The organism is Rhodospirillales bacterium (assembly GCA_016712595.1).
In the GTDB taxonomy this organism is placed as follows: Bacteria; Pseudomonadota; Alphaproteobacteria; order Rhodospirillales; family Defluviicoccaceae; genus Defluviicoccus.
Genome location: JADJQT010000001.1, coordinates 1,192,790 through 1,212,930 on the forward strand (window position 1 = coordinate 1,192,790; position 20,141 = coordinate 1,212,930).

At 63.4% G+C, this 20,141-nt stretch carries 15 protein-coding genes; 4 read left to right on the forward strand and 11 right to left on the reverse strand.

Annotation, left to right across the window (positions count from 1 at the left end; genetic code table 11):
- Nucleotide 1 precedes the first annotated feature (1 nt).
- From mftC to mdo, 5 genes are all read right to left on the reverse strand, one after another.
- Entirely contained in the window at nt 2-1,042 is a 1,041-nt protein-coding gene (gene mftC / locus IPK66_05420; GenBank protein MBK8174721.1) for a mycofactocin radical SAM maturase, read from the reverse strand.
- 21 nt (nt 1,043-1,063) lie between these two features.
- Complete coding sequence (locus IPK66_05425; protein MBK8174722.1) at nt 1,064-2,071, reverse strand: hypothetical protein; 1,008 nt, start codon at nt 2,069-2,071, stop codon at nt 1,064-1,066.
- Nucleotides 2,072-2,091: 20 nt separating this feature from the next.
- On the reverse strand, nt 2,092-3,567 hold the full coding sequence (locus tag IPK66_05430) for a VWA domain-containing protein (protein MBK8174723.1): 1,476 nt from the start codon (nt 3,565-3,567) through the stop codon (nt 2,092-2,094).
- Nucleotides 3,567-4,670, reverse strand: a complete 1,104-nt coding sequence (locus tag IPK66_05435; GenBank protein ID MBK8174724.1) for a MoxR family ATPase — start codon at nt 4,668-4,670, stop codon at nt 3,567-3,569. The genes IPK66_05430 and IPK66_05435 overlap by 1 nt, the downstream gene beginning before the upstream one ends.
- A gap of 79 nt (nt 4,671-4,749) precedes the next feature.
- Nucleotides 4,750-6,015 (reverse strand): NDMA-dependent methanol dehydrogenase, encoded by a 1,266-nt coding sequence (gene mdo, locus IPK66_05440; GenBank protein ID MBK8174725.1) that lies wholly within the window; start codon nt 6,013-6,015, stop codon nt 4,750-4,752.
- A gap of 355 nt (nt 6,016-6,370) precedes the next feature.
- Here mdo and IPK66_05445 point away from each other — a divergent pair, with 355 nt between their 5' ends.
- Entirely contained in the window at nt 6,371-7,549 is a 1,179-nt protein-coding gene (locus IPK66_05445; GenBank protein ID MBK8174726.1) for a zinc ribbon domain-containing protein, read from the forward strand.
- 58 nt (nt 7,550-7,607) lie between these two features.
- Here the strand turns inward: IPK66_05445 and IPK66_05450 are convergent, their stop codons facing one another.
- The 4 genes from IPK66_05450 to pap form a co-directional block, all read right to left on the reverse strand.
- Nucleotides 7,608-8,501, reverse strand: a complete 894-nt coding sequence (locus IPK66_05450) for a mechanosensitive ion channel (protein ID MBK8174727.1) — start codon at nt 8,499-8,501, stop codon at nt 7,608-7,610.
- A 726-nt stretch (nt 8,502-9,227) separates the two neighbouring features.
- A complete protein-coding gene (locus IPK66_05455; GenBank protein ID MBK8174728.1) occupies nt 9,228-9,782 on the reverse strand; it encodes a histidine phosphatase family protein in 555 nt (184 codons plus the stop codon).
- Nucleotides 9,779-12,094, reverse strand: a complete 2,316-nt coding sequence (ppk1, locus tag IPK66_05460; GenBank protein MBK8174729.1) for a polyphosphate kinase 1 — start codon at nt 12,092-12,094, stop codon at nt 9,779-9,781. Before ppk1 ends, IPK66_05455 begins: the two co-directional genes overlap by 4 nt.
- Before the next feature lie 20 nt (nt 12,095-12,114).
- Complete coding sequence (gene pap, locus IPK66_05465; protein ID MBK8174730.1) at nt 12,115-13,692, reverse strand: polyphosphate:AMP phosphotransferase; 1,578 nt, start codon at nt 13,690-13,692, stop codon at nt 12,115-12,117.
- Nucleotides 13,693-13,826: 134 nt separating this feature from the next.
- Between pap and IPK66_05470 the strand changes: the two genes are divergently transcribed.
- Nucleotides 13,827-15,401 (forward strand): Ppx/GppA family phosphatase, encoded by a 1,575-nt coding sequence (locus IPK66_05470; GenBank protein ID MBK8174731.1) that lies wholly within the window; start codon nt 13,827-13,829, stop codon nt 15,399-15,401.
- Nucleotides 15,402-15,520: 119 nt separating this feature from the next.
- On the opposite strand, the gene IPK66_05475 is transcribed toward IPK66_05470, so the two are convergent.
- Both IPK66_05475 and IPK66_05480 read right to left on the reverse strand, forming a co-directional pair.
- A complete protein-coding gene (locus IPK66_05475; GenBank protein MBK8174732.1) occupies nt 15,521-16,915 on the reverse strand; it encodes a hypothetical protein in 1,395 nt (464 codons plus the stop codon).
- A 138-nt stretch (nt 16,916-17,053) separates the two neighbouring features.
- The gene (locus IPK66_05480) at nt 17,054-18,193 is read right to left on the reverse strand and encodes a DUF3616 domain-containing protein (protein ID MBK8174733.1); all 1,140 of its coding nucleotides are present in this window, start codon (nt 18,191-18,193) and stop codon (nt 17,054-17,056) included.
- Nucleotides 18,194-18,415: 222 nt separating this feature from the next.
- Between IPK66_05480 and msrP the strand changes: the two genes are divergently transcribed.
- Complete coding sequence (msrP, locus tag IPK66_05485; GenBank protein ID MBK8174734.1) at nt 18,416-19,408, forward strand: protein-methionine-sulfoxide reductase catalytic subunit MsrP; 993 nt, start codon at nt 18,416-18,418, stop codon at nt 19,406-19,408.
- A gap of 8 nt (nt 19,409-19,416) precedes the next feature.
- Nucleotides 19,417-20,130, forward strand: a complete 714-nt coding sequence (locus IPK66_05490) for a sulfoxide reductase heme-binding subunit YedZ (GenBank protein ID MBK8174735.1) — start codon at nt 19,417-19,419, stop codon at nt 20,128-20,130.
- The last annotated feature ends 11 nt before the right edge of the window (nt 20,131-20,141 follow it).

Below are 20,141 nucleotides of genomic sequence, written 5' to 3' on the forward strand. Positions count from 1 at the left end.
TTCACTCGACCGCCACCAACTCCGACGTCGTATCGCCGTTGTTGAAAACGCAGTCGGGATCGGGGGCGTCGACCGATCGGCCAGTGAAGTGCTTGACCGCCATGCAACCGCCGTGGCAGGCGGAATAGGCGTTGCACGTCTGGCAGCTTCCGCCGACCTGCCATTCACGCAGGTGCGCGAACAGCGGCGACGAACGCCAAACCTGGGTAAAGCCGCCGTTCCCGCGGACGTTTCCGCCGGAAAACTCCGGTGCCAGCATGAACGGGCAGGCGTAAACCTCGCCCACCGGATCGACGCAGCAGACGATGCGCCCGGCGCCGCACATGTTGAGTCCGTCCATCGGCTCGCCATAGGCCGACAGGTGAAAGAAGGAATCGCCGGTCAGCACGTCGCGATGCCGCAGCAACCAGTCGTAGAGAACGCGGTTCTGCGCGTGGGTCGGCTTGAGTTCGTCCCAGACGTTGACGCCGCGCCCGCTCGGGCGCAGGCGGGTGAGCCGCAGCTCGGCCTCAAACCGCTCCGCCAGCGCGTAGAGATCATCGATCTCGTCGAGGTTGTGACGGGTCACGGTCGCGTTGATCTTGAAACGGAATTGATGCCGGTGGAGTCGTTCCATCGCGCGGAGGGCCTTCTCGTACGATCCCGCGCCGCGAACCGGATCGTTCGTCTGCGGCCGCGCGCCGTCGAGGCTGATCTGCACGTCGAGATAGTCGCGAGAGGCGATCCAGGCGGCGGCGTGCTCGTCGATGAGCGTGCCGTTGGTGCTGAACTTCACCCCGATATTGCGCATCAGGGCGTAGTCCATGAGCTCGTAGAAATCGCGCCGGCTCATCGGTTCTCCGCCGCCGACGTTGATGTAGAAGACCTTCATCTCCGCCCATTCGTCGATCAGCCGTTTGGCTTCGGCGGTGGTCAGTTCGTCGCGCCGGCGCTTTCCCGATGACGACAGGCAGTGGACACAGGCGAGGTTGCAGCCATAGGTGATTTCCCAGGTCAGGCAGATCGGCGCCTCAAGACCTTTGCGGAACGTCTCGTAGCTCATGCGTAGCCTCCCTTTTTGTCGTTAGTTCTGGTGACCGGAACGGTCGACAACGAGCCAGCCACCGTGATCCTCGAAAAACCGGCAACTGCCGCCGGTCCGCTCGCCGAGGGCGGAAAGCCGCTCTTCGTCGAATACCTGCCGGTGGCCGAACCGCGCATCGGGCGCTGCTTCAAGCGGCACGGCTATGATCAGGCGCCGCCGGGTGAGCTGCCAGAGATTGTCGATCGCTCGTGGCGTCTGTTCGGCATCGAGGTGTTCGAGCAGATGAACGGCGGTGACGACCTCGAACGCCGGAGCCAGCGGCGCGAACTCGCCTTCGATGTCGTCGGCGAGAACATCGACGCGCAAAAAGCTGACATCGGCCATCGCCCGTGCGCGCGCATAGTCGTCGGCGAGAGCAACCAGGGCAGGATTGAGATCGCAGGCGGTGATTCTGCGCGGCGGCCGGTCGTGGTTGCCGGCTTGCGCGCCATTGCTCGCGAGCAGCAGAGGCAGAAATCCGAAGCAGGTCGCGGCGTCGAGCAGCGTCGTCGGCCCAACCTCGGCGGCAAGTTCGGCGGCGCGGCGATAGATCGCGGAAAAATCGCCGATGAAGTCTGGTGTTTCGTTGCCACCGTTCGCGAGTGCGGGGGCGCGAAGCGCTGCGAGAGTATTGTCGTAGTAAAGATGCCACGCGCGTCGCTCGCTGCCGTCGATCGAGCGCACGATCTCGCCGACGTAACGCTCGAAGGTCTCATGCTCGCCGAAACCGTACTCGTCGCAGCCATTGGCGCGCCGCAAGGCGGCGATCAGGGGCAGGAGCTCATTGGCAACGTAAGAGCCGATGTTGTTGTCGATCTGGTCACGGGTGAAGTCGTGCACGACGATGATGTCGTCGCCCGCCGCATCGGCTGCGCATTGGCCCGAAGCTTCCACGTCGATCATCGCGAAAATGGAGAAATGCCGGCTCGACGCCAGGAGTTGCGCGCGCTCCGAGAGTCCCTTGACGAGGACGGAGTGTCGCAGCCGGGAGAACGTCAAATGGCTCATCGTTCGTGCACGCACCTTTTCTAATGGCCGTGAGGACCGGCGGTATAACCGCGGACCAATTCGTCCGCGACCTGGCCCAGTTGATCGAGATTGCGCACCACTTCGGCGCGATGGCAGATCGGCTCGTAGAGCGGCATGTCCGAGCTGCCGAGGCCCCAGCTTCCCCGGGGTTCGGGAGACAGCCAGACGAGTTGCCGGCACCGGCGGCGGATTTCCTCCAATACCCAGACGTTCGGCGGATTACGATTGCCACGTCCGTCACCGAGAATGATCACCGTCGTCTCGCCGGTCACCACCGAAAGGTGGCGTTCATAGAAGATCTCAAGCGCGCGGCCGTAGTTGCTGTTGGCATCGCAGTCGATGAGTTCGCCGTCGAAGATCGCGGCGATGGCCTCTTCGATGGTTGACCGCTCGAAGAACTGGCTGGCCTCGGCGAGATCGCTGACGAAGACGAAACTGCGCACCTGATCGAACAGGGCCTGCATGCTGTAGACGAGATGCAGGGTAAATCGCGCGGCGTTGCGCACCGAAAGGCTGACATCGCAGATCACGACGATGCGTGGCTTCTCCCGGCGCAGGCTCGTCGTTACCGGATGGAACGGGATGCCATCGTAGACCATGCTGTTGCGCAAGGTTCGAGCGACGTGAATGCGCCCCTTGCGCGTGAGCACGCGGCGATAGGAGCGCGCGCCGCGCATGCGACGGCCGAGACGGCGGACCATCTCCGCCATCTCCGAGCGTTCGGCCTCGGTGAAGCCATGTTCTACGGCGCGGCGGCGCCGCGGCTCGGCCACGCGCTCCCGGTCGGCCTTGCGCGCGAGTTCGGCTTCAAGAAATCGCTTCAGCGTTTCCGGCAGCGCCTCGACGATCGCGGGTGCCTGCTGCGCCAGGGCGTCGAGCAGCGCCTCGTCGAGGTCGAGATCCTTCAGATCCGCAAGCAACCGCTCGACCGCGCCGGCGATGAGATCAGCGTCGAGCGTATCGCGAATGTCGGAGAAGTTCAGATCGCCCGGTCGGGAAGAAGAGCCGGCGCGCCGGGCGTTGATCTGGTGGGTCGCCCGCTGCATCACTGGATCGAGCAGAGATTGCGCCCGTTTTAAGATCAAATTCTGACCGAGCTCGGCGAGGCTGCCCGGCTGGATCTTCATGCGCTCTTGCGGCGTGGTTTCGCCGTTGCCGACCGGTATGTCCTCGTCCTCCGGATCGAGAACGAGCTTTTCCGCCGCGAGCGGCTGCGCCTCGAAGGGAATTTCGGGCGCATCGGCGGGTGGCGACGACGGAGCGGGAAGGCCGAAGAACAGCTCGAACTGTTCGTCGAACACCGCCTCGTCCCGGTGATCCTTGATCAAGGTGGCGCGCAAGGCGCAGCGCACGAGTTCGCGCTCGGCGAGGGAGACGTGCATCAGCGCGCGAACGGCATCCATCGATTCCGCCGGTGAAATGCCGACGCCACTGCGCTTGAGCAGAAAGATGAAGCGATTGATCGCCGCGTCCATCACGACTCCCCGCCGGATGACTCCGGACGAAGCCGGTCACGCCCAAAGTAGCGGGCCGCGTGCTCGCGCCGTCGGGCTTCCATGTCGTGAATATCGGGCTCGGCCTGCTTGAGCGGCGGCCGCGGGCCGATGGGGACGGGACGCCCGCGATCTCCGAGCGCCGAGCCCGATTCCGAGGCGGACGGTGTCCACTCTTCGCCCTCCAGCAGCCAGGAGAGGCGCTCGCTGACCTGGCGGGTATCGCGCTCGTACTTGATCAACAGCTGCAGTGTTTCCTCGAGGACCCGGCGGTCGAGCGATTCGACATTGAGCAGAACGAGCGCCTGAGCCCAATCCAGTGTTTCGCTGATGCTGGGGGCCTTGCGCAAATCAAGGCTGCGCATGCGGCGAATGACGTCGACCGCCTGCGTCGCCAACGTGGCGCTAATTCCGGGAACCTTCAGGCGGATGATTTCCAGCTCCCGTTGCTCGTCGGGATAGCCGATGAACAGATGCAGGCAGCGGCGCTTCAGCGCATCACTGAGGTCGCGGGTATTGTTGCTGGTAATCACCACGTAAGGCGGCGTCTTCGCCGTTACCGTGCCGATTTCCGGCACGGTAACCTGGAAATCGCTGAGGAACTCGAGCAGGAACGCTTCGAACTGTTCTTCAGCGCGATCGATCTCGTCGATCAGCAGCACCACCGGCTCCTCGGCACTGATCGCCTGCAGGATCGGACGACGAACGATGAAGTGCTCGGAGAAGAAGACGTTCTCATGCCGTCGCAACTGCTCCACCGCCTCGTGCAGATCGTCGACGTTGGCGAAGAAGGTGCTGATCTTGTCCCGCAGGATCTGGGTATAGAGGAGTTGCTTGCTGTATTCCCACTCGTAAAGGGCATGCGCCTCGTCGAGCCCGCCGTAACACTGCAGGCGGATCAGATCGCGGCCCGACGCCCGGGCGATGACCTTGGCCAGTTCCGTCTTCCCGACACCGGCCGGCCCCTCGATGAGGATCGGCTTGCACATCTTCCAGGCGAGGAAGGCGACGGTGGCGAGCTTGCGGTCGCAGATGTAGTTCTGCGCCGCCAACTGCTCGATTGTTTGTCCAATCGTTTCGAACATGCCAGCTCTCGCGGTCCGGATTCATCTCCCGAATTAGAGATGAATCCGGTTTTCGTTAAAGGAAACGGCGCGAGCCGGCTCAGTAATAGGACCCGACCAGGGAGTGCTTGACCACCGGCGCGACAGCGGCGTAGGTCACCTCGCGGGCGTTGCCCGGAGTCGAGCCGTCGCCCTGCACGTGCTTGGTGATGCGATCGACGTTGTGATCGTCACCGTTGATGCCGCCGTTCATCCACTGGGCATACTTGCCCTTGCCCATCTGCGACTTGGTGTAGGTGCCGATGCTGGAAAAGTTCTCGGGGATGCCGACGTCCTTGCTGAGCTTGACCGCCGCCTCGAGCGCGCGGTCGGCGGCGGCGACGTCGCTCAGCCCGTCGACGTTCTCGCCCATCGCCCGGGCGATATCGCGGAACCGCTTGTAGCAGGTGGGCATGTTGAACTCCCATACGCGCGGCAGGCCGATGGCGTTGTTCAGGCCGTGGTGGCTGTCGTAGAACGCGCTGATGGCATGGGAGATCGAGTGGATGATGCCGAGACCACCGCTGTTGAACGCCTGCGCCGAGATGTAGGAGGCGTACATCATATTGTAGCGCGCGTCGTAGTTGCTGGGCTCGAACACCGCGCGGCGCAGGTTCTGCGAGATCAGCTCGATCGCCTTCAACGCGCTGCCGAGGCTCGGCAGAAAATCGAGGCGCGAAACGTAGGGCTCGGACGCGTGCGCCAGCACGTCGAAACCGCAGTAGGCGGTCAGGTCCTGCGGCAAGGAGAAAAACAGCACCGGGTCGTTGATGCTCAGAGTCACCGGGCAGTTATCATCGAAGCCCAGCCACTTGTAGGGGGCCTTTTCCGACGTCGTGTCGGTGATGACGAAGGCCCAGCTTGTCTCCGAGCCGGTGCCGGCGGTGGTGTTGACGGCAATGTGCGGCGGGTTGTCGGGGTTCTCGGACTTGTTAAACCCATCGAATTCGTTGATGTTGCGCCCGTCGTGAGCAATGACCAGCCGGGCGCCCTTGGTCGCGTCCGTGGTGCTGCCGCCGCCGACCGAGATAAAGCTGTCGCACTTCTCCTTCATGTAGAGATCGGCGATCTCCATGCAGTTGTAGTCTTTGGGGTTTGACTCGATCTTGTCATAGACGACGACGTCGATGCCCTGATACTTCACCTTGCCGACGATGTCGTCGATGATTCCCGTGCCACGAAGACCGCTGGTCGATAACAGCGATCGCTTGAAGCCCAGTTTCTTCGCCTCGACGCCAACCAACTCATAAGCACCGGGGCCAAGCAGGCCGCGCGGAATGCGATGGAATTCCTTAATCGGAAATTGCCATAGTTTCTCGACTTGCATGGCACGTCTCCTCCTCAAACGATGTTTGTTGCCTAAGCCTCTCTTGGGACCGCCTTCGGGTGCATTGTTTTGCGAGCACCGGCTTTTCGGCTCTTTGGCCCACCCGCCCCCGAATTACGCGTAGATCGCGAACCCGGAAAAGATGCTCCGAGTATTCGAAGAGAAACAGGGAGACTTTGGTGGCTCGACCTTCGTCGAATGCGTTTGGCGTTAATGTTACTCGGTCTCGAATAGCGCGAAGCTCAGGCGCCGCTCTTGCGTGAATCGACGGTTGATGCGAGTTTTTCCCCGAACGGTGTACAGCCGTCGTCCGACGAACGCGACGCGCTGACGGGGTGGAAAGAGACCTTGCAACATGGCGGACGCGATCGACGGGCCGGCGCAAAAGGAATGCTCGTCGTGTTGCGAGCCGATCCGTCCGGGTGCCAGCGTTTGCCCGCACTGCGGATCGTCGCAAGTCCGCAATCGCTGGAAACTTGTCGGTACTGCGCTCAAGTGGATCGGTGGAACCACAGCGCTGATTTCGTTTATTTTCACCCTCAAGCAGCTCGATGGACTCTACTCGGACTGGCGCGATCGTGCGGCGGCGATCGACGAGTTGGTGCGCGCGTCCGAACTGCAGCGAAGCACCGGCGATTATGCCGGGGCGTGGCAGCTCCTTGGCGATGCGCTGACGCTCAATCCCGGCTCGCCGCAGGCGCGCGACGAACAAATCGCCCTCGCCATGCAATGGCTGCGCGACATCCGCGTCGGCGGCGAGGACCGCTTCTCGGACATCGTCGAGCGATTGCTGCCGGCATTGGCGCGGGGTGTGGTCAACGCGCAAGATCCCCGGCGGGCCGCCGACGCCCTGGCGCACATGGGTTGGGCTAATTATCTGCGCCAGCGCGACGGGCGTGCCGGCCTTGAGGTCGACGCCTTGTTCGCGCGCGCGCTCGAGAAGGACCCGGGCAACCCTTATGCGCACGCCATGTGGGGCTTTTGGATTCTCAGCCGCTTTAACCCTGAAGCGGGCGAGGGGGACGACGAGCGGCAGGCGCACGCACGCGCGCACTTTGACGCGGCACGGCGCGAAGGACGCGAAGACGCGTTCGTTGCCACGCTCCAGCTCGCCGCGCTGACCGATTCGACCGACAACGCGGCGGACCGTGAGCTTGTGCGCGCGCTGAACGAGATGCGGGTGGAAAAGCGCGATCTGACGGTGGGCCAGCAGGCCATCCTCTCCCGGTACTTCGAGCACAACGCGCCGTGGCGACGGGGCAGCGAGCGCTCACCGTTGGTGGCGCGCTGGCTTTCGGCTGCGCCGGCGGCGGATGTCGTCGCCACCTTTATGTGGCTGTCCGATGCCGAGGCGGGGCAGCCCGCATCATTGGCGACGCGGTTCATCGTGGCGATGCTGGCCGAGGATGCCGGGATGACCCAAGACGCCCTCGCCGCTTACCAGGCTGTGGCGCAGGCACCCACGGCGGCGCCGGCCCTGCGCGGCGCGGCACAGGACGCGCTGGCGCGGTTTATGCCCGCCGCGGCGCGATGACGGTCCCGCCGCGAAGGCCCAACAAGGCGGGCGAAGCGATGTTGGCGACGGGGCGGCGTCAGCCGCCCTGATCCGCCTCGGCGGCTGGCGCTTGGGGTTTTACGTCCAAAGGAATCGTCGAGCGGATATGCAGGTCGCGCTGGGGGAAGGGGATCTCGATGCCGTATTTCTCGAGTGCCGTGTGCAGCGCCCAGCAGTAGGCGGCATTGACGGCGGCGGGCCGCTTCACCGCGTCGGGATTGATCCACACGACAAGCTCGAAATTCAAACTCGAATCGCCGAAGTTCACCAGCCAGACCTGCGGCGCGCGCCTCGGCTGGTCGGTCAGCGTGAAATCGACGGCCGCAGCGGCTTCCAGTCCCGCCTTGCGCACGATTTCCTTATCGGAGGCGTAGGCGACGCCGAACGGCACGCGGATGCGGCGATACGCGTCGCCGAATGTCCAGTTGGTGACGGTTCCGTTCACGAACTCCGAGTTCGGCACGATGATGTCGATGTTATCGTTGGTGGTGATGACTGTATTGCGGATGTTGATCTCGCGCACCACTCCGCGCGCGCCCGAGGATACTTCGACAAAATCGCCGATCTTCAGGCTACGTTCGACGAGAAGGATGATGCCGGCGACGAAGTTGCTGACGATCGATTGAAGGCCGAAGCCGATGCCGACACCGATCGCGCCGGTAAAGACCGCGAGCGCGGTGATATCGATGCCGACACTACCGAGTGCCACCAGCACGGCGATGGCGAAGAGGCTGAGCTTGAAAAGCTTGCCGAACAACAGCAGGACCGACGGCGTCAATCGAGGGAAGGCCGCAAGCCGGCGATCGACGAGCACCGAGAGGCGGTTCGCCCCCCAGAGAAGAAATGCCAGCAGCAATCCCGCCTTGATCACCGCCAAGGCCGATATGTGCACTTTGCCGACATCGAACGCGACACCGTCGAGAACGGCCATGGCATCGTCGAGAAGGCCGAGGATGTTCAGTGCGGCGAGGGTCCAGGCGACAACGGCGATCGCTCTGGACCAAAAGGGATCGCGAACCAGGTTCGCGGTAATGCGGATGACGATCCATGCGGCGACCAGGCTGGTGATCACCTTGACCAGCGGGTGGGGCCAGCCCGCCCGGGCGGCTGCCACCATTATCAGCCATTCGCCGAGTAGCCACAGGATCGGCAACGTCAGCGCCAGAACGCCGTACGCCACCTGCCGGGCCCGCAGGTTGGTCAGGTGGGGGATCAGGCGCCGATCGATCATCGCGCGCAGGCGGGGTGCAATGATCCAGGCCAGCAGGAACGCTCCCGCCGCGGCCGCGATCTGGGCCAGCGTTTGCGGCGCCAGCACGTTCGCCAGCAGCCAGGCGCGCGCGCTTTCGAAGGTCTTCAGAAGACGGTCCGGATTGGTCCAGGTATCGATCAAAGCCAAGCGCGATTTCCTTTGCCCGAAACTGCGTCGCCCGATGGTACGCGTCGCGCGGGACGACCGGCCAGCCGGTTTAGCTGAGATAACGGCGCGAACAATCGGCGTTTCCCGGGCAAAGCTCAACGCCGCGTCGTGCGAAACCTGACCGGCGCGATCCATGGGAAGCGGTGAGACGCGGTCGCGCCGTCTGTCACCGTGGCGTGGTTCGCTCGACTGACGGCCTGCAGCGGACTTGCCGATGGGAAGCAAGGCCGAAGACGGTCATTCTCCGATCAGTTGACGCGGACAGACAAACGCTACGAGCTGGCCGCACCTCGCTTTAAACTCGGCCCAGTGAACGACATCCGCCTTGATGATGCACAGGCTGCCGGTCGGAAATTTCGCCGCCAGCGCCTGGCGCAAAGATTCGTCTCCGTCATTGATCAGCATCTCGGCAAGAATTTCCAGACCCGGATTGTGGCCGACGATCATCACCGAGGCGAGGCTGTCGCTCAGCCGTTTAATCCGCCGCAGCAGCGCCGGCGCCTCCGCTAGATAGATTCCGCGTTCGAAACGGGTAGGAACAGCGGTAGTGAGCGCGCCTTGGACACGCTCGAGCGTCTCGCGCGTTCTTTTGGCCGACGAACAGAGAATTTGCGCCGGCGCGATGTTCGCTTCGGCGAGGTACTGTCCGATGGCCGTCGCCGCGGCGCGGCCTCGACGATTGAGCGAACGATCGAAGTCTTCGAGGCCCGTCTCCTTCCAGCTCGACTTGGCATGCCGCAGCAGGAACAGCGTTTTCGTCATCCCCGCCTTCGGCTTCGCGTACGCCGTCACTTTGGCCCTCGCCGGGCGAAGGCGCGCGGCTTGACCTTGCGCAGGCGACGCGCCCGCTCGGCCCGCAATCGCGATGCCTCGACGAGAATTTCCTGACAAGGCCGGCCGCGCGAGCCGCGTGATGGGCGGCGCTGCACGTAGGTGCCGTCCGGCTGCATATCCCAAACGCTTCGCTGATCGCTCATCTGGGTTTCAAACAACGCATGCAATTCCTTGCGCAAGCTGTGATTTTCGATCGGAACGAGAATTTCCACCCGGCTCTCGAGGTTGCGCGACATGGTGTCGGCGGAGCCGATGAAGTATTCCTCATCGCCGCCGTTGCGGAAGTAGTAGATGCGCGCGTGTTCGAGGAAGCGGCCGACAACACTGACCACCGTGATCGTATCAGAAATTCCTGCGAGGCCGGGGCGAAGCCGGCAGGTATCGCGAATGATCAGTTCAACCTTGACGCCGGCTTGCGAGGCGCGGTAGAGGGATTCGACAATGTCGATGTCCTCGAGCGCATTCGCCTTGAAGCGGATCAGGCCAGGCGAGTCCAGTGAATGACCGGCGATTTCGCGATCAATCTTCGCCAGTAGCCCTTTCTTCATTAAGTGTGGCGCGGCGAGTATCTTTCGGTAACTGTGCGCCGGGCGGCAGCCGGTCGTCAGATAATTAAACAATTCACTGAGATCGACGCCGATATCCTTGTCGCAGGTCAGAAGGCCGAGGTCGCAATAAAGGCGCGCCGTGCCCGCGTGGTAATTGCCGGTGCCGATGTGCACGTAGCGACGCAGCCCGTTGTAATCGCGGCGGATGACGAGGATCGCCTTTGCATGTGTCTTCAGGCCGAGCACGCCGTACGTCACATGGATGCCCGCTTCTTCCAGGCGGCTCGCCCAGCGCAGGTTGGCCGCCTCGTCAAAGCGCGCTTTCAGCTCCACGTTTACCGCCACCTGTTTGCCGTTCTCGGCCGCGTCAATCAGGTAATCGATGATCATCGTCGATTTCGAGGTGCGATAGAGCGTCATCTTGATCGCCAGCACCTTGGGGTCCTCGGCGGCTTCACGGACGAAGCGAACCACCGAGGTTGCGAATGATTCGTAAGGGTGGTGCAGCAGGATCGGGCCATTCTCGCGAATGATATGGAATATGCTGTCGTTATCCTGGAGCTTGACGTTATCGATCGGCTGATGGCTGGCATCGTGAAGCTGCGGAATGTCGAGGCGCACGAGATCCCACAGGTCGCGCATGCCGATCATGACGTCCGTCTCGTAAACATCGAGGTCCTCGTCGAGGCCGAGTTCCGCCGCCAGCATCCCACGGTGATTGGTGCTGATTCCGGATTCAACCTCGAGGCGGACGATGGGCGCGAACTTGCGGTCACGCAGTTCCGCTTCGATCATCTGCACCAGATCGTCCGCCTGCTCCTCGCCGCGTTCCGTGTTCGAGTTGCGCGTCACCCGGAAGAACTCGACAGAGGCGATTTCCATGCCGGGGAAGAGGTCTTCGAGGCAATTTCCCATCACGTCCTCGAGCAGGACGAAATGGTTCTCGTTGCCCACCTTCAAGAACCGCGGCACGCCCCCGCCGACGGGGACCTTGACGCGCGCCATCGTCGTCTGGCGCTCCTTGGGAAAGCGCAAGGTGACGAGCAGGTTGAGGGAAAGATTGGAGATGAACGGAAAGGGATGCGCCGGGTCCATCGCCAGCGGAGTGATCAGCGGAAAGATGTTGTCCTGATAGTGGGCGCGAATGCTGTCCTGCTGCGCGGACTCAAGGGCCGAGAACGGAATGATGCGGATGTTGGCGTGCTCCAGATCGACAAGCAGATCGAGATAAACCTCGCGCTGCTGGCGCCGGAACTCCGCCATGACGATGCGGCACTCGTCGAGTTGCTGACCCGGCGTCCGCCCATCGACACTGAGCCTGTGGACGCCTGCGCCGATCTGTTGTTTCAAGCCGCCGACACGCTTCATGAAGAACTCGTCCATGTTGCCGGCGGCGATCGCCAGAAACTTGACGCGCTCGAGCAGTGGGGTGCGCTTGTCGCGGGCCTCATTCAGCACGCGAAAGTTGAACTGAAGCCATGTCAGCTCGCGATTGAGATAAAGCTCGTAGGCCCGCAAGTTGACGGCGGGCGATTTCTCCGCCGTCGAATCGGACGCCACATCGAACGCCACATCGAACGCGATCCGCGAGTTATCCAGTGACGGCAGTTCGATCGTCGCCTCGTCGTTCGTCTCGCTGCTCTCGGTCGCAACGACGACAAACTCGTGCAATCCTTCGTCGTCGATGATCGACGGATCCGGCTTGCTCGGCGTATCGCTCATCCTGACTTCTCCAGTTGGTTTCACTGCGTCGGCGGCGGGCCCGCCGTCTCGCTGCGCGCGATTCCCGCGCCGAGGCGCTCGACGACGGTGCTTAAGACCTTGATGCGGGAAAAGCGCTTATCGTTCGCTTCGACGAGGGTCCACGGTGCCGATGTCGTCGACGTATGCTCGATCATGTCGTCAACGGCGGCTTCGTACATGTCCCACTTCTCCCGGTTCCGCCAGTCTTCGTCCGTCAGCTTCCAGCGCTTGTAGGCGGTTCCCTCCCGGGCCTGGAAGCGGGCGAGCTGCTCGTCCTTGGTGATGTGGAACCAGAACTTGCACAGTACGATGCCATGGCAGATGAGCTGGTCCTCGAACTCGTTGATCTCAGCGTAGGCGCGCTTCCATTCGTTGTCCGTAGCGAAGCCCTCGACACGCTCGACAAGGACGCGGCCGTACCAGCTGCGATCAAAAATCGTCATCCGGCCAGCGCGGGACAGGTGCCGCCAAAAGCGCCAGAGGTAGTGTTGCGCCCGTTCCTCGTCGGTGGGCGCGGCGATGGGGATGACTTCGTAGTCGCGGGCGTCGAGCGCCGCGACAATCCGTCGCACCGCGCCGCCCTTGCCGGCGGCGTCCCAGCCCTCGAAGACCAGAAGTGACGAAATGCCGAGTTCCTTCGCCCGGCGGCAGTTATGGTTCAACTTGCCCTGAAATTCCTCGAGACGCTTCTCGTAGGGCTTCTTGTCCATCGCCTGGGTGACATCGAGCCGGCTGAGAACGCTGACCCGCGGCAGTTGGATGGTCTTCGTCGCCGTCTCCACCATATCGGGCTCTTCGGGAGGTATGCCCTCGGGCTCGGCGCGAACGCGCGCCCGGAGTTCGTCGGCGACCCTTGCGTGCAGTTCGATCTCCTCGAGGTGGTGGTGGATCGCATCGAGGATGGACTTGCCGACAGTCAGGCTGCGGTATCGCTTGTCGGCGCCCTCGACGATCTGCCACGACGCCCGGCCAGTCGATGTGCGCCGGATGGTGCGCTCTGCGGCGGCGATGAACTTCTCGTAGAGATGCCAATGATCCCAGTCGCTCTTGTTTACCCGCCACCGTGTCAGTGGATTGGCCTCGAGCTTGGTCAGCCGATCCTTTTGCGCCTGTTTGCCGAGATGCATCCAGTATTTTAGAATCAGCGCGTTGTCGTCCGTCAGGCAGCGCTCGAAGGCGATGATGCGATCAAGCGCCGCGTCGAATTCGGCCTCGCTCGTCTGGCCGTAGACCCGGTCGAGGATGGGGCGCGAGTACCAGCAGCGCAAAAACAGCCCGATCCGCCCCTTGCGTGGCAAATCGCGCCAGTACCGCCAGTATTCTGGACGTTCGGCCATTTCGTCCGAGGGCGGACCGTAGGCGCGCGTGATCAACCAGCGCGGATCGAGCCATTCGTTCAGAAGATTGATCGTCTCGATCTTACCGCCCTTGTCGACACCGCCGAAGACGATGATCACCGGAAATGGCGCCGTCCTGAGTTGCTGCTGAACCTCGAGCAGGCCAGCGCGCAGTTGCGGTACGGCGGTATGATATTCGTCCTTGGGCACGCAACGCCCGAGTTCCGCTGTCCTAAACATTTTCTGATCCCTGTCGTTGGCACGTATGCTAAACGTTCCTACCCCTGTTGTCTCCACCAGGGTGTTCGCGCTTTACTGGCGTGATAGGCACAAAGCCTAGGTTTGAAAGACTCTGAACGAGCATTGGGAGCGACATGGCGGGAGCGGACAGCGATCCTCATACACGTGACCCGGAGGGGCCTGCGCGGGTGTTGGACGCGTGCGGCGAGGGCAAGCCGTACGGACGCGGTGATGACGACCGTCCGGTCCCCGGCCGTGTCGGCGTCGTCGACATTGGCTCCAATACCGTGCGTCTCGTCGTCTACGACGTCCCGACACGGCTGCCGATTCCGATCTTCAACGAAAAAGCGCAGTGCGCGCTCGGCGCCGGTCTCGGGCAGACCGGGCGGCTCAACCCCAAAGGCATCGACGAAGCCCGGCGCAGCCTGCTGCGCTTCGTGCGCCTCGCCCGGGCGATGGGAATCGAGCGGCTGGAACTGGTGGCGACGGCCGCCGTTCGCGACGCTGTTGACGGTCCGGCCTTTGTCGCCCGCATCGAGGAAACCTGCGGGTTTCCGGTCCACGTTCTGTCCGGCGCCGAAGAGGCGCGTCTTGCCGCGGTCGGTCTGCTCAACGGCACACCCAACGCCGACGGCATGCTGGGCGATCTTGGCGGCGGCAGCCTTGATCTGGTCAGTCTCGAAAAGGGCGAGGTCGGGCGCTTCGCCACCTTGCCCGGCGGTCACTTGCGCGTCGGCGAGGAATCGGGCGGTGACCGGGCAAAGGCGCGGGCCATCCTCGACGAGAGGCTCGCCGACGTGCCATGGCTCAAAGACATCGGCGGGCGCACGATCTTTTGCGTCGGCGGTTCGTGGCGGGCGTTGGCCCGTGTCTTCATCGACCAGACGCATCATCCCCTGCATGTCGTCGACAATTATACCATCGGTTTTTTCCAGGCGCGCAAACTGGCCGAACTGATCGCAAGCCTCAGCTTGAACACGCTCGAGCGACTGCCCGGCGTGGCGGCGGCGCGCCAGCAGACACTGCCGTTCGCGGCGGCGGCGCTGTCCGCGCTGTTGCACGCGGCCAAGCCGAAAGAAGTGGTGTTCTCGGCCTATGGCATGCGCGAGGGCCAGATGCTGGAACTGCTGCCAACGGCGATGCGTCGCCAGGACCCGTTGATCAGCGCCTGCGAGATGGCAGCGGAGAGAACGAGCCGGTTTTCGATCAGCGGCGCGGAGATGCTCGACTGGCTCAGCCCGCTGTTCTTGCAGGAGACCCCGGGTGAACGCCGGCTGCGTCTGGCGACCTGCCTGCTCAGCGACATCGGCTGGAGCGAGCATCCAGACTATCGGGCGCTACACGCCTATCATCGGGTGCTGCGAATCCCATACCCCGGTCTCTCCCATTCCGATCGCGCGGAAACGGCGCTGGCGACCTTGATCCGCTATGGCGGCAACGAAGACGATCACATGGCCGCGCCGGTGCGCACGCTTCTCGACGAGCGGCGCCTCGCCCGGGCACGTATGACCGGGCTCGGCCTGCGTCTCGCCCATACTCTGTCCGGGGGCGCCCCCGGCCTTCTGTCTCAGACACGGTTGCGGCTAACCGAGAGGACGCTGACGCTTGATGTACCGAGCGACGGCGCGGCTTTCCTCAGCGAGGCCGTCGAACGCCGCTTTACCCGCCTCGCCCGCGCCATCGGGGTCAAGCCAACGTTCGTCGCCTGAGTTCGCGGCCTGAGCGGACCCGAGCGACGCCCGCGCTGCCCGCAAGGCGGGGGGAGAGGCTCGCCCCCGTCCCACCCGGCGCGGTTCATCTGCCTGCGGCCGTGGCGCCGCGCGTCTGCTCAGCGACGCGGCGTGAACGTGCAGGACGACGGCGCGTCCGGCGCGGTTACGCCCGCGGGCACAATCTCGACGATCATCACCTCGTCGGGAACATCGAGGCTGAGCGACGTTGGCGCATCATGAACCGACTTCGGCTTGCGGCCACCATCGGCGTCGCCATCAAGCGCCGACGGCAGATAGGTCCGCGCGCTGGCAATCTTCTCGTCGAAGGTCAGCGTGACCGGTACGTTCGGAGCATTCCATTCACGCGCCCGCAGCGCATTGGTTAATTTGGGTTGCTCGTAGCTCGCGACCTCCTGCCAGAGCACGAGATCGAAGACACCGGAGCGCTTTTGCAAGAGGAACGACTGGACGTTGGCGCCGCCGGACAAGGACGCCTTCAGAGTACGGGTCGATAGTTCGGCATCGTCGTCACAGAGAATTTGCATCATGTTGCGCACCGCATAGAAGGACGGCTTGCGTGTCAGGTCGTTGCCGATCAGGCCAAAATGCAGTTGCGGATTGGCATTGCCGGGGTCGTCGCCGTGATCGGCGAGCTGGAAGATGTACGCCCGCTTGACGTCGTGCTCGAAGATCGAGGCCAGCGCGCGCGCCAGATATTTTGCCCTGGCGCGTTCCGTGAACGGGTGGGATTGCCACTTGTTCATCGCCGTCTGCCAACCAAACTCGGAGAAGATGACCGGCTGGCCGGGATTGACGATGCCGGCCAGCCGGATCATGTCGGTGATCACGGCGCCCATCGGCCGTTCGCCGGTATACGCGTGCATGTTGCCGAGATTGGTGACGGCAGACAGGTTTCCCAGTTGCTGGAAGAGTTCGGTCGAATTCTCCGCCAGCGACGGGGAGGCGATCGGAATGCCGCGGGTGGCGGAATTTCCGTTCACCACCTGATTGACCGTGGTCATATAACTGCGCAGGTCCTGTGCCCAGTTGCTGTTGCCGCCGGTCTTATCCGTCCAATTGTATTCGTTCGGACCCTCGAACGAATCGATGGCGTCCGGTCCCAGCTTGCTGACCACCGCCTCGATGTAAGCCGGCACCGCTGCAGCGTCGAGCTCACGCGTGGCGAAGTCTGCTCCCGGCACATTATCAACGACGGCATCCAGCCGCATGCCGAGGTCGGAATTCAGCTCGGCGACCTTATCGATGGTGTACTTGTTCGAAGGCATCGTGCGCAGGTGCCTGATGCCGAGCTCGCTGAGCCCATCCTTGAGATTATCGAACGATGTCCCGTAGATCGTATTGCGCCGCCCGAGCTGGGCGCAGACGCCGAATGAATTGACGAAATCGTAGGCCGGGCGCGCACGAATATCCGCCGAGGCGGGATGAGATCCATTTATCGTGGCAAGGGCGATGCCGACGGCCAGAGCGGCCAGAGTCCCGCGTCGTCGCATTCTTGGTCCTTTCCGTCGAGGGTAGAAATCCGCTCTCGCTAGCCTATCGCCGGTTTATGGCGACGCCTCGTCGAGGAAATGTCCCACGCGCGGCGCGGTTCCCGTCCCCCCGGGCGGATCCGAGGATCGCTGGCTCGTTCACCCGTCGAGCGCAAAGACATCGGCGAGCACTGCTGCAGGCGGTGCTCCGAGCGGCCCGGCGGGCTGATCATAGACCACCATGACCGCGCGGCGTCCACGCCAGAGGAGGGGCGTGATCCCCTCCGCTCGAGCGCCTTGGGCCGAGAACGGCAAATCGCAGACCCGGGCCAACTGCCCATCGTCGCACGTGTTCGCGCTGTTGTTCGCCAATGAGACCGCCTCGTGAAGCCGGTAAAGCCGCTGCGGTGCGGCATATGTCATGGTCGGGCCTGCGAGAATCAAGAGGTCGCCCTCATCGCGGGCAAGGTCGCGAATGCCGAGGCCGCCGAGGTCGAGAAAATGCTTACAGTACGTCCGCTTGTGCCCGAGGTTGCCAAGGGTCAACAGGCCGCGCCCCTGTTCCGCGGGTTCAATTTGCAAAAGAATTGCCCAGCCGCGCAGGACCGGTCCACGCAGGCCGAGAAACAGACGCCGGCCAAACACGGCGAGTCCCTCAATGTCAAGGCCGTTGTCCTTGCCCGGAAGCGGCAGGGTCTCGGTGCCGCGACCATCGCCACCCGGGCGCAGAAACAGGCCCAGGTGCTTGTCCTCTCGCAGGGCTTCGATCAGCACGTTGCCGCCGGTCCCATCGGCCAGGCGCGCCGCCGCCGTCTCGCGCAATGATGCCCCAACCGAAGCGGTTGCATGCGCCGGAATGCCGTGGTGCAGCGGGATGCGCGCGAGGAGGTAGCGATTGGCGTCGCGTTCGACTTCGTGAAGATGGCGGTGAACGTCGGCGAGACTGCCCGCGTCCGGTCGCTGGCGCTTGGTGGCGTGCGATCCCGTGAGCCACAGCGCGTCATCCTCGCAAGCGAGGCCCTCGATGTCCGCTTCGCTTTCCCGTTCATCGTTTCCGTCAAGCATGCGGACGAAATCGCCGATGGCAAACGATTGCGGCGCGGTGAAATTGCCCGCTTCGTCGGGCGCAAGCCGGATCAGCCTGTTGCGTGCATCTTGACGCTCGTCGGACGCAAGCCACAGGGCTCCATCACCGGCGAAGGTTACCGCTGATAGGTTTCCTATCCTATCCGCCATTGCGCCGGTGCTTTCCCCGCCCAAGGTCAGCAGCGAGCGCCCGAGTAATAGCGCCTCCATCATCCCCCCAATTCCGCTTGAAACGCTAAGCCGCAAGCGCGGATCCGGACCTTCCTCCACGCCTGTCGGCAGGAGATACCGGTTGCCGATCACGGCGTTTTTAATCGTTTCGTGCTATGGGAACCATACATTGATGATGAGGCCGACGTCCCGTATTTCACCTTATGTGAATGAAACCGGCGCGCGGGTTTCGAAGACATCGCCAAATGCGGCTGGAGGCAAATAATGCTGCTGAGATTCCGCGATCGAGGCGACGTTGCGTCGTCTGAAATCACCCCGAAGCGGGCCTATCTCGACCGGCGCCGGTTTATCGCCGCGGCGGCGGGACTGGGTGTTGGATCGGCGCTCGCCGGACTGGCGAAGGCGGCTGCACCACAGGCGACGCCGGCGGAAGGATCGGGCGCATCAAGCGGTACGCCGCGCGGCCTGCTCAGCGGTGCCGTCAAGGGGCCGTTCGGAACCGACGAGACACCGACACCGGTGGAGGCGGCGACCCACTACAATAACTTCTACGAATTCGGGACCGGGAAAGAGGACCCCGCTCAACTCGCCGACAGCCTTAAGGCGCGTCCGTGGAGCGTGACGATCGATGGGCTGTGCGCCAAGCCGGCGACGCTCGACGTCGACGAGATCATCAAGGCGAACCGGCTGGAGGAGCGGACCTATCGCATGCGCTGTGTCGAAGCGTGGTCGATGGTCATCCCCTGGGTTGGCGTTCCCTTCGCCGATATCGTCAAGCGCGCCGAGCCGCTCGGCAGCGCCAAGTTCGTCGCCATGCAAACGCTGCTCGATCCGAAGCAGATGCCGGGGCAACGGCGCGGGGTGCTCGACTGGCCATACAAGGAGGGATTGCGCCTCGACGAGGCGATGCACCCGCTCACCTTGCTTGCCGTCGGTCTCTATGGGGAGGTTCTGCCGAACCAGAACGGAGCGCCGATCCGGCTAGTGACACCGTGGAAGTACGGCTTCAAGGGGATCAAGTCGATCGTTCGCATCAGCTTTGTCGAGGAGATGCCGGCGACGGCGTGGAACCTTCAGGCGCCGTACGAGTACGGCTTTTACGCCAACGTCAATCCCGATGTTGATCATCCGCGCTGGAGCCAGAAGCGTGAGCGGCGGATCGGCGAATTCTTTCGCCGCGAGACGCTGCCGTTCAACGGCTACGGCGAGCAGGTCGCGAGTCTTTATTCCGGGATGGACCTGCGCAAGTGGTTCTAGCGAAGGTGATCGAGCCGGCGCGCCGCGGTTCCGCCCAGGCGCCAGGCAGGACACCAGGCAGATCGCGTGAGCAACGAATCCGCTTTATCTACAAGCCCGCCGTTTTCGCCCTTTGCCTCGCGCCGTTCGTCTGGATCGCCTGCCAGGCGGCGACCGGCGGGCTGGGCGCCAATCCGATCGAGGCCCTGATCCGCTCGCTGGGCGACTGGACTTTGCGCTTTCTGCTGATCACGCTGATGGTCAGCCCGGTGGCGAAGATTTTCGCCTGGCCGCTGGCCATGCGTTTTCGCCGGATGATCGGGCTCTTCGCCTTCTTCTACGCCGTCATGCACCTCGCGACGTGGATCGCCATCGACCAGTTTTTCGCCTGGCCGCTGATCTGGGCGGCGATTGTCAAAAAACCCTTCATTACCATTGGTATGCTGGCTGCGGTGCTGCTCTTGCCACTGGCTGTCACCTCGACGTCGGCGATGATCAAGCGCCTCGGAGCCCGGCGCTGGAAGCGCCTGCACATGCTGATCTACCCGGCGGCGATCCTCGGCTGCGTGCATTTTTACATGATGGTCAAGGCAGACGTGCGCGAGCCACTGATCTACGCCGGCGTGCTTGCCGGTCTGCTCGCATGGCGCGTGGCGATGCGCTGGAGGCCGCGCCCTGCCGCCCGCCCTGTCGTTCCTACCGCCGCCGAGCGGCACCGCGGTCCCGCTCGGCCAGAGGCCTGAACGCTCCGCTC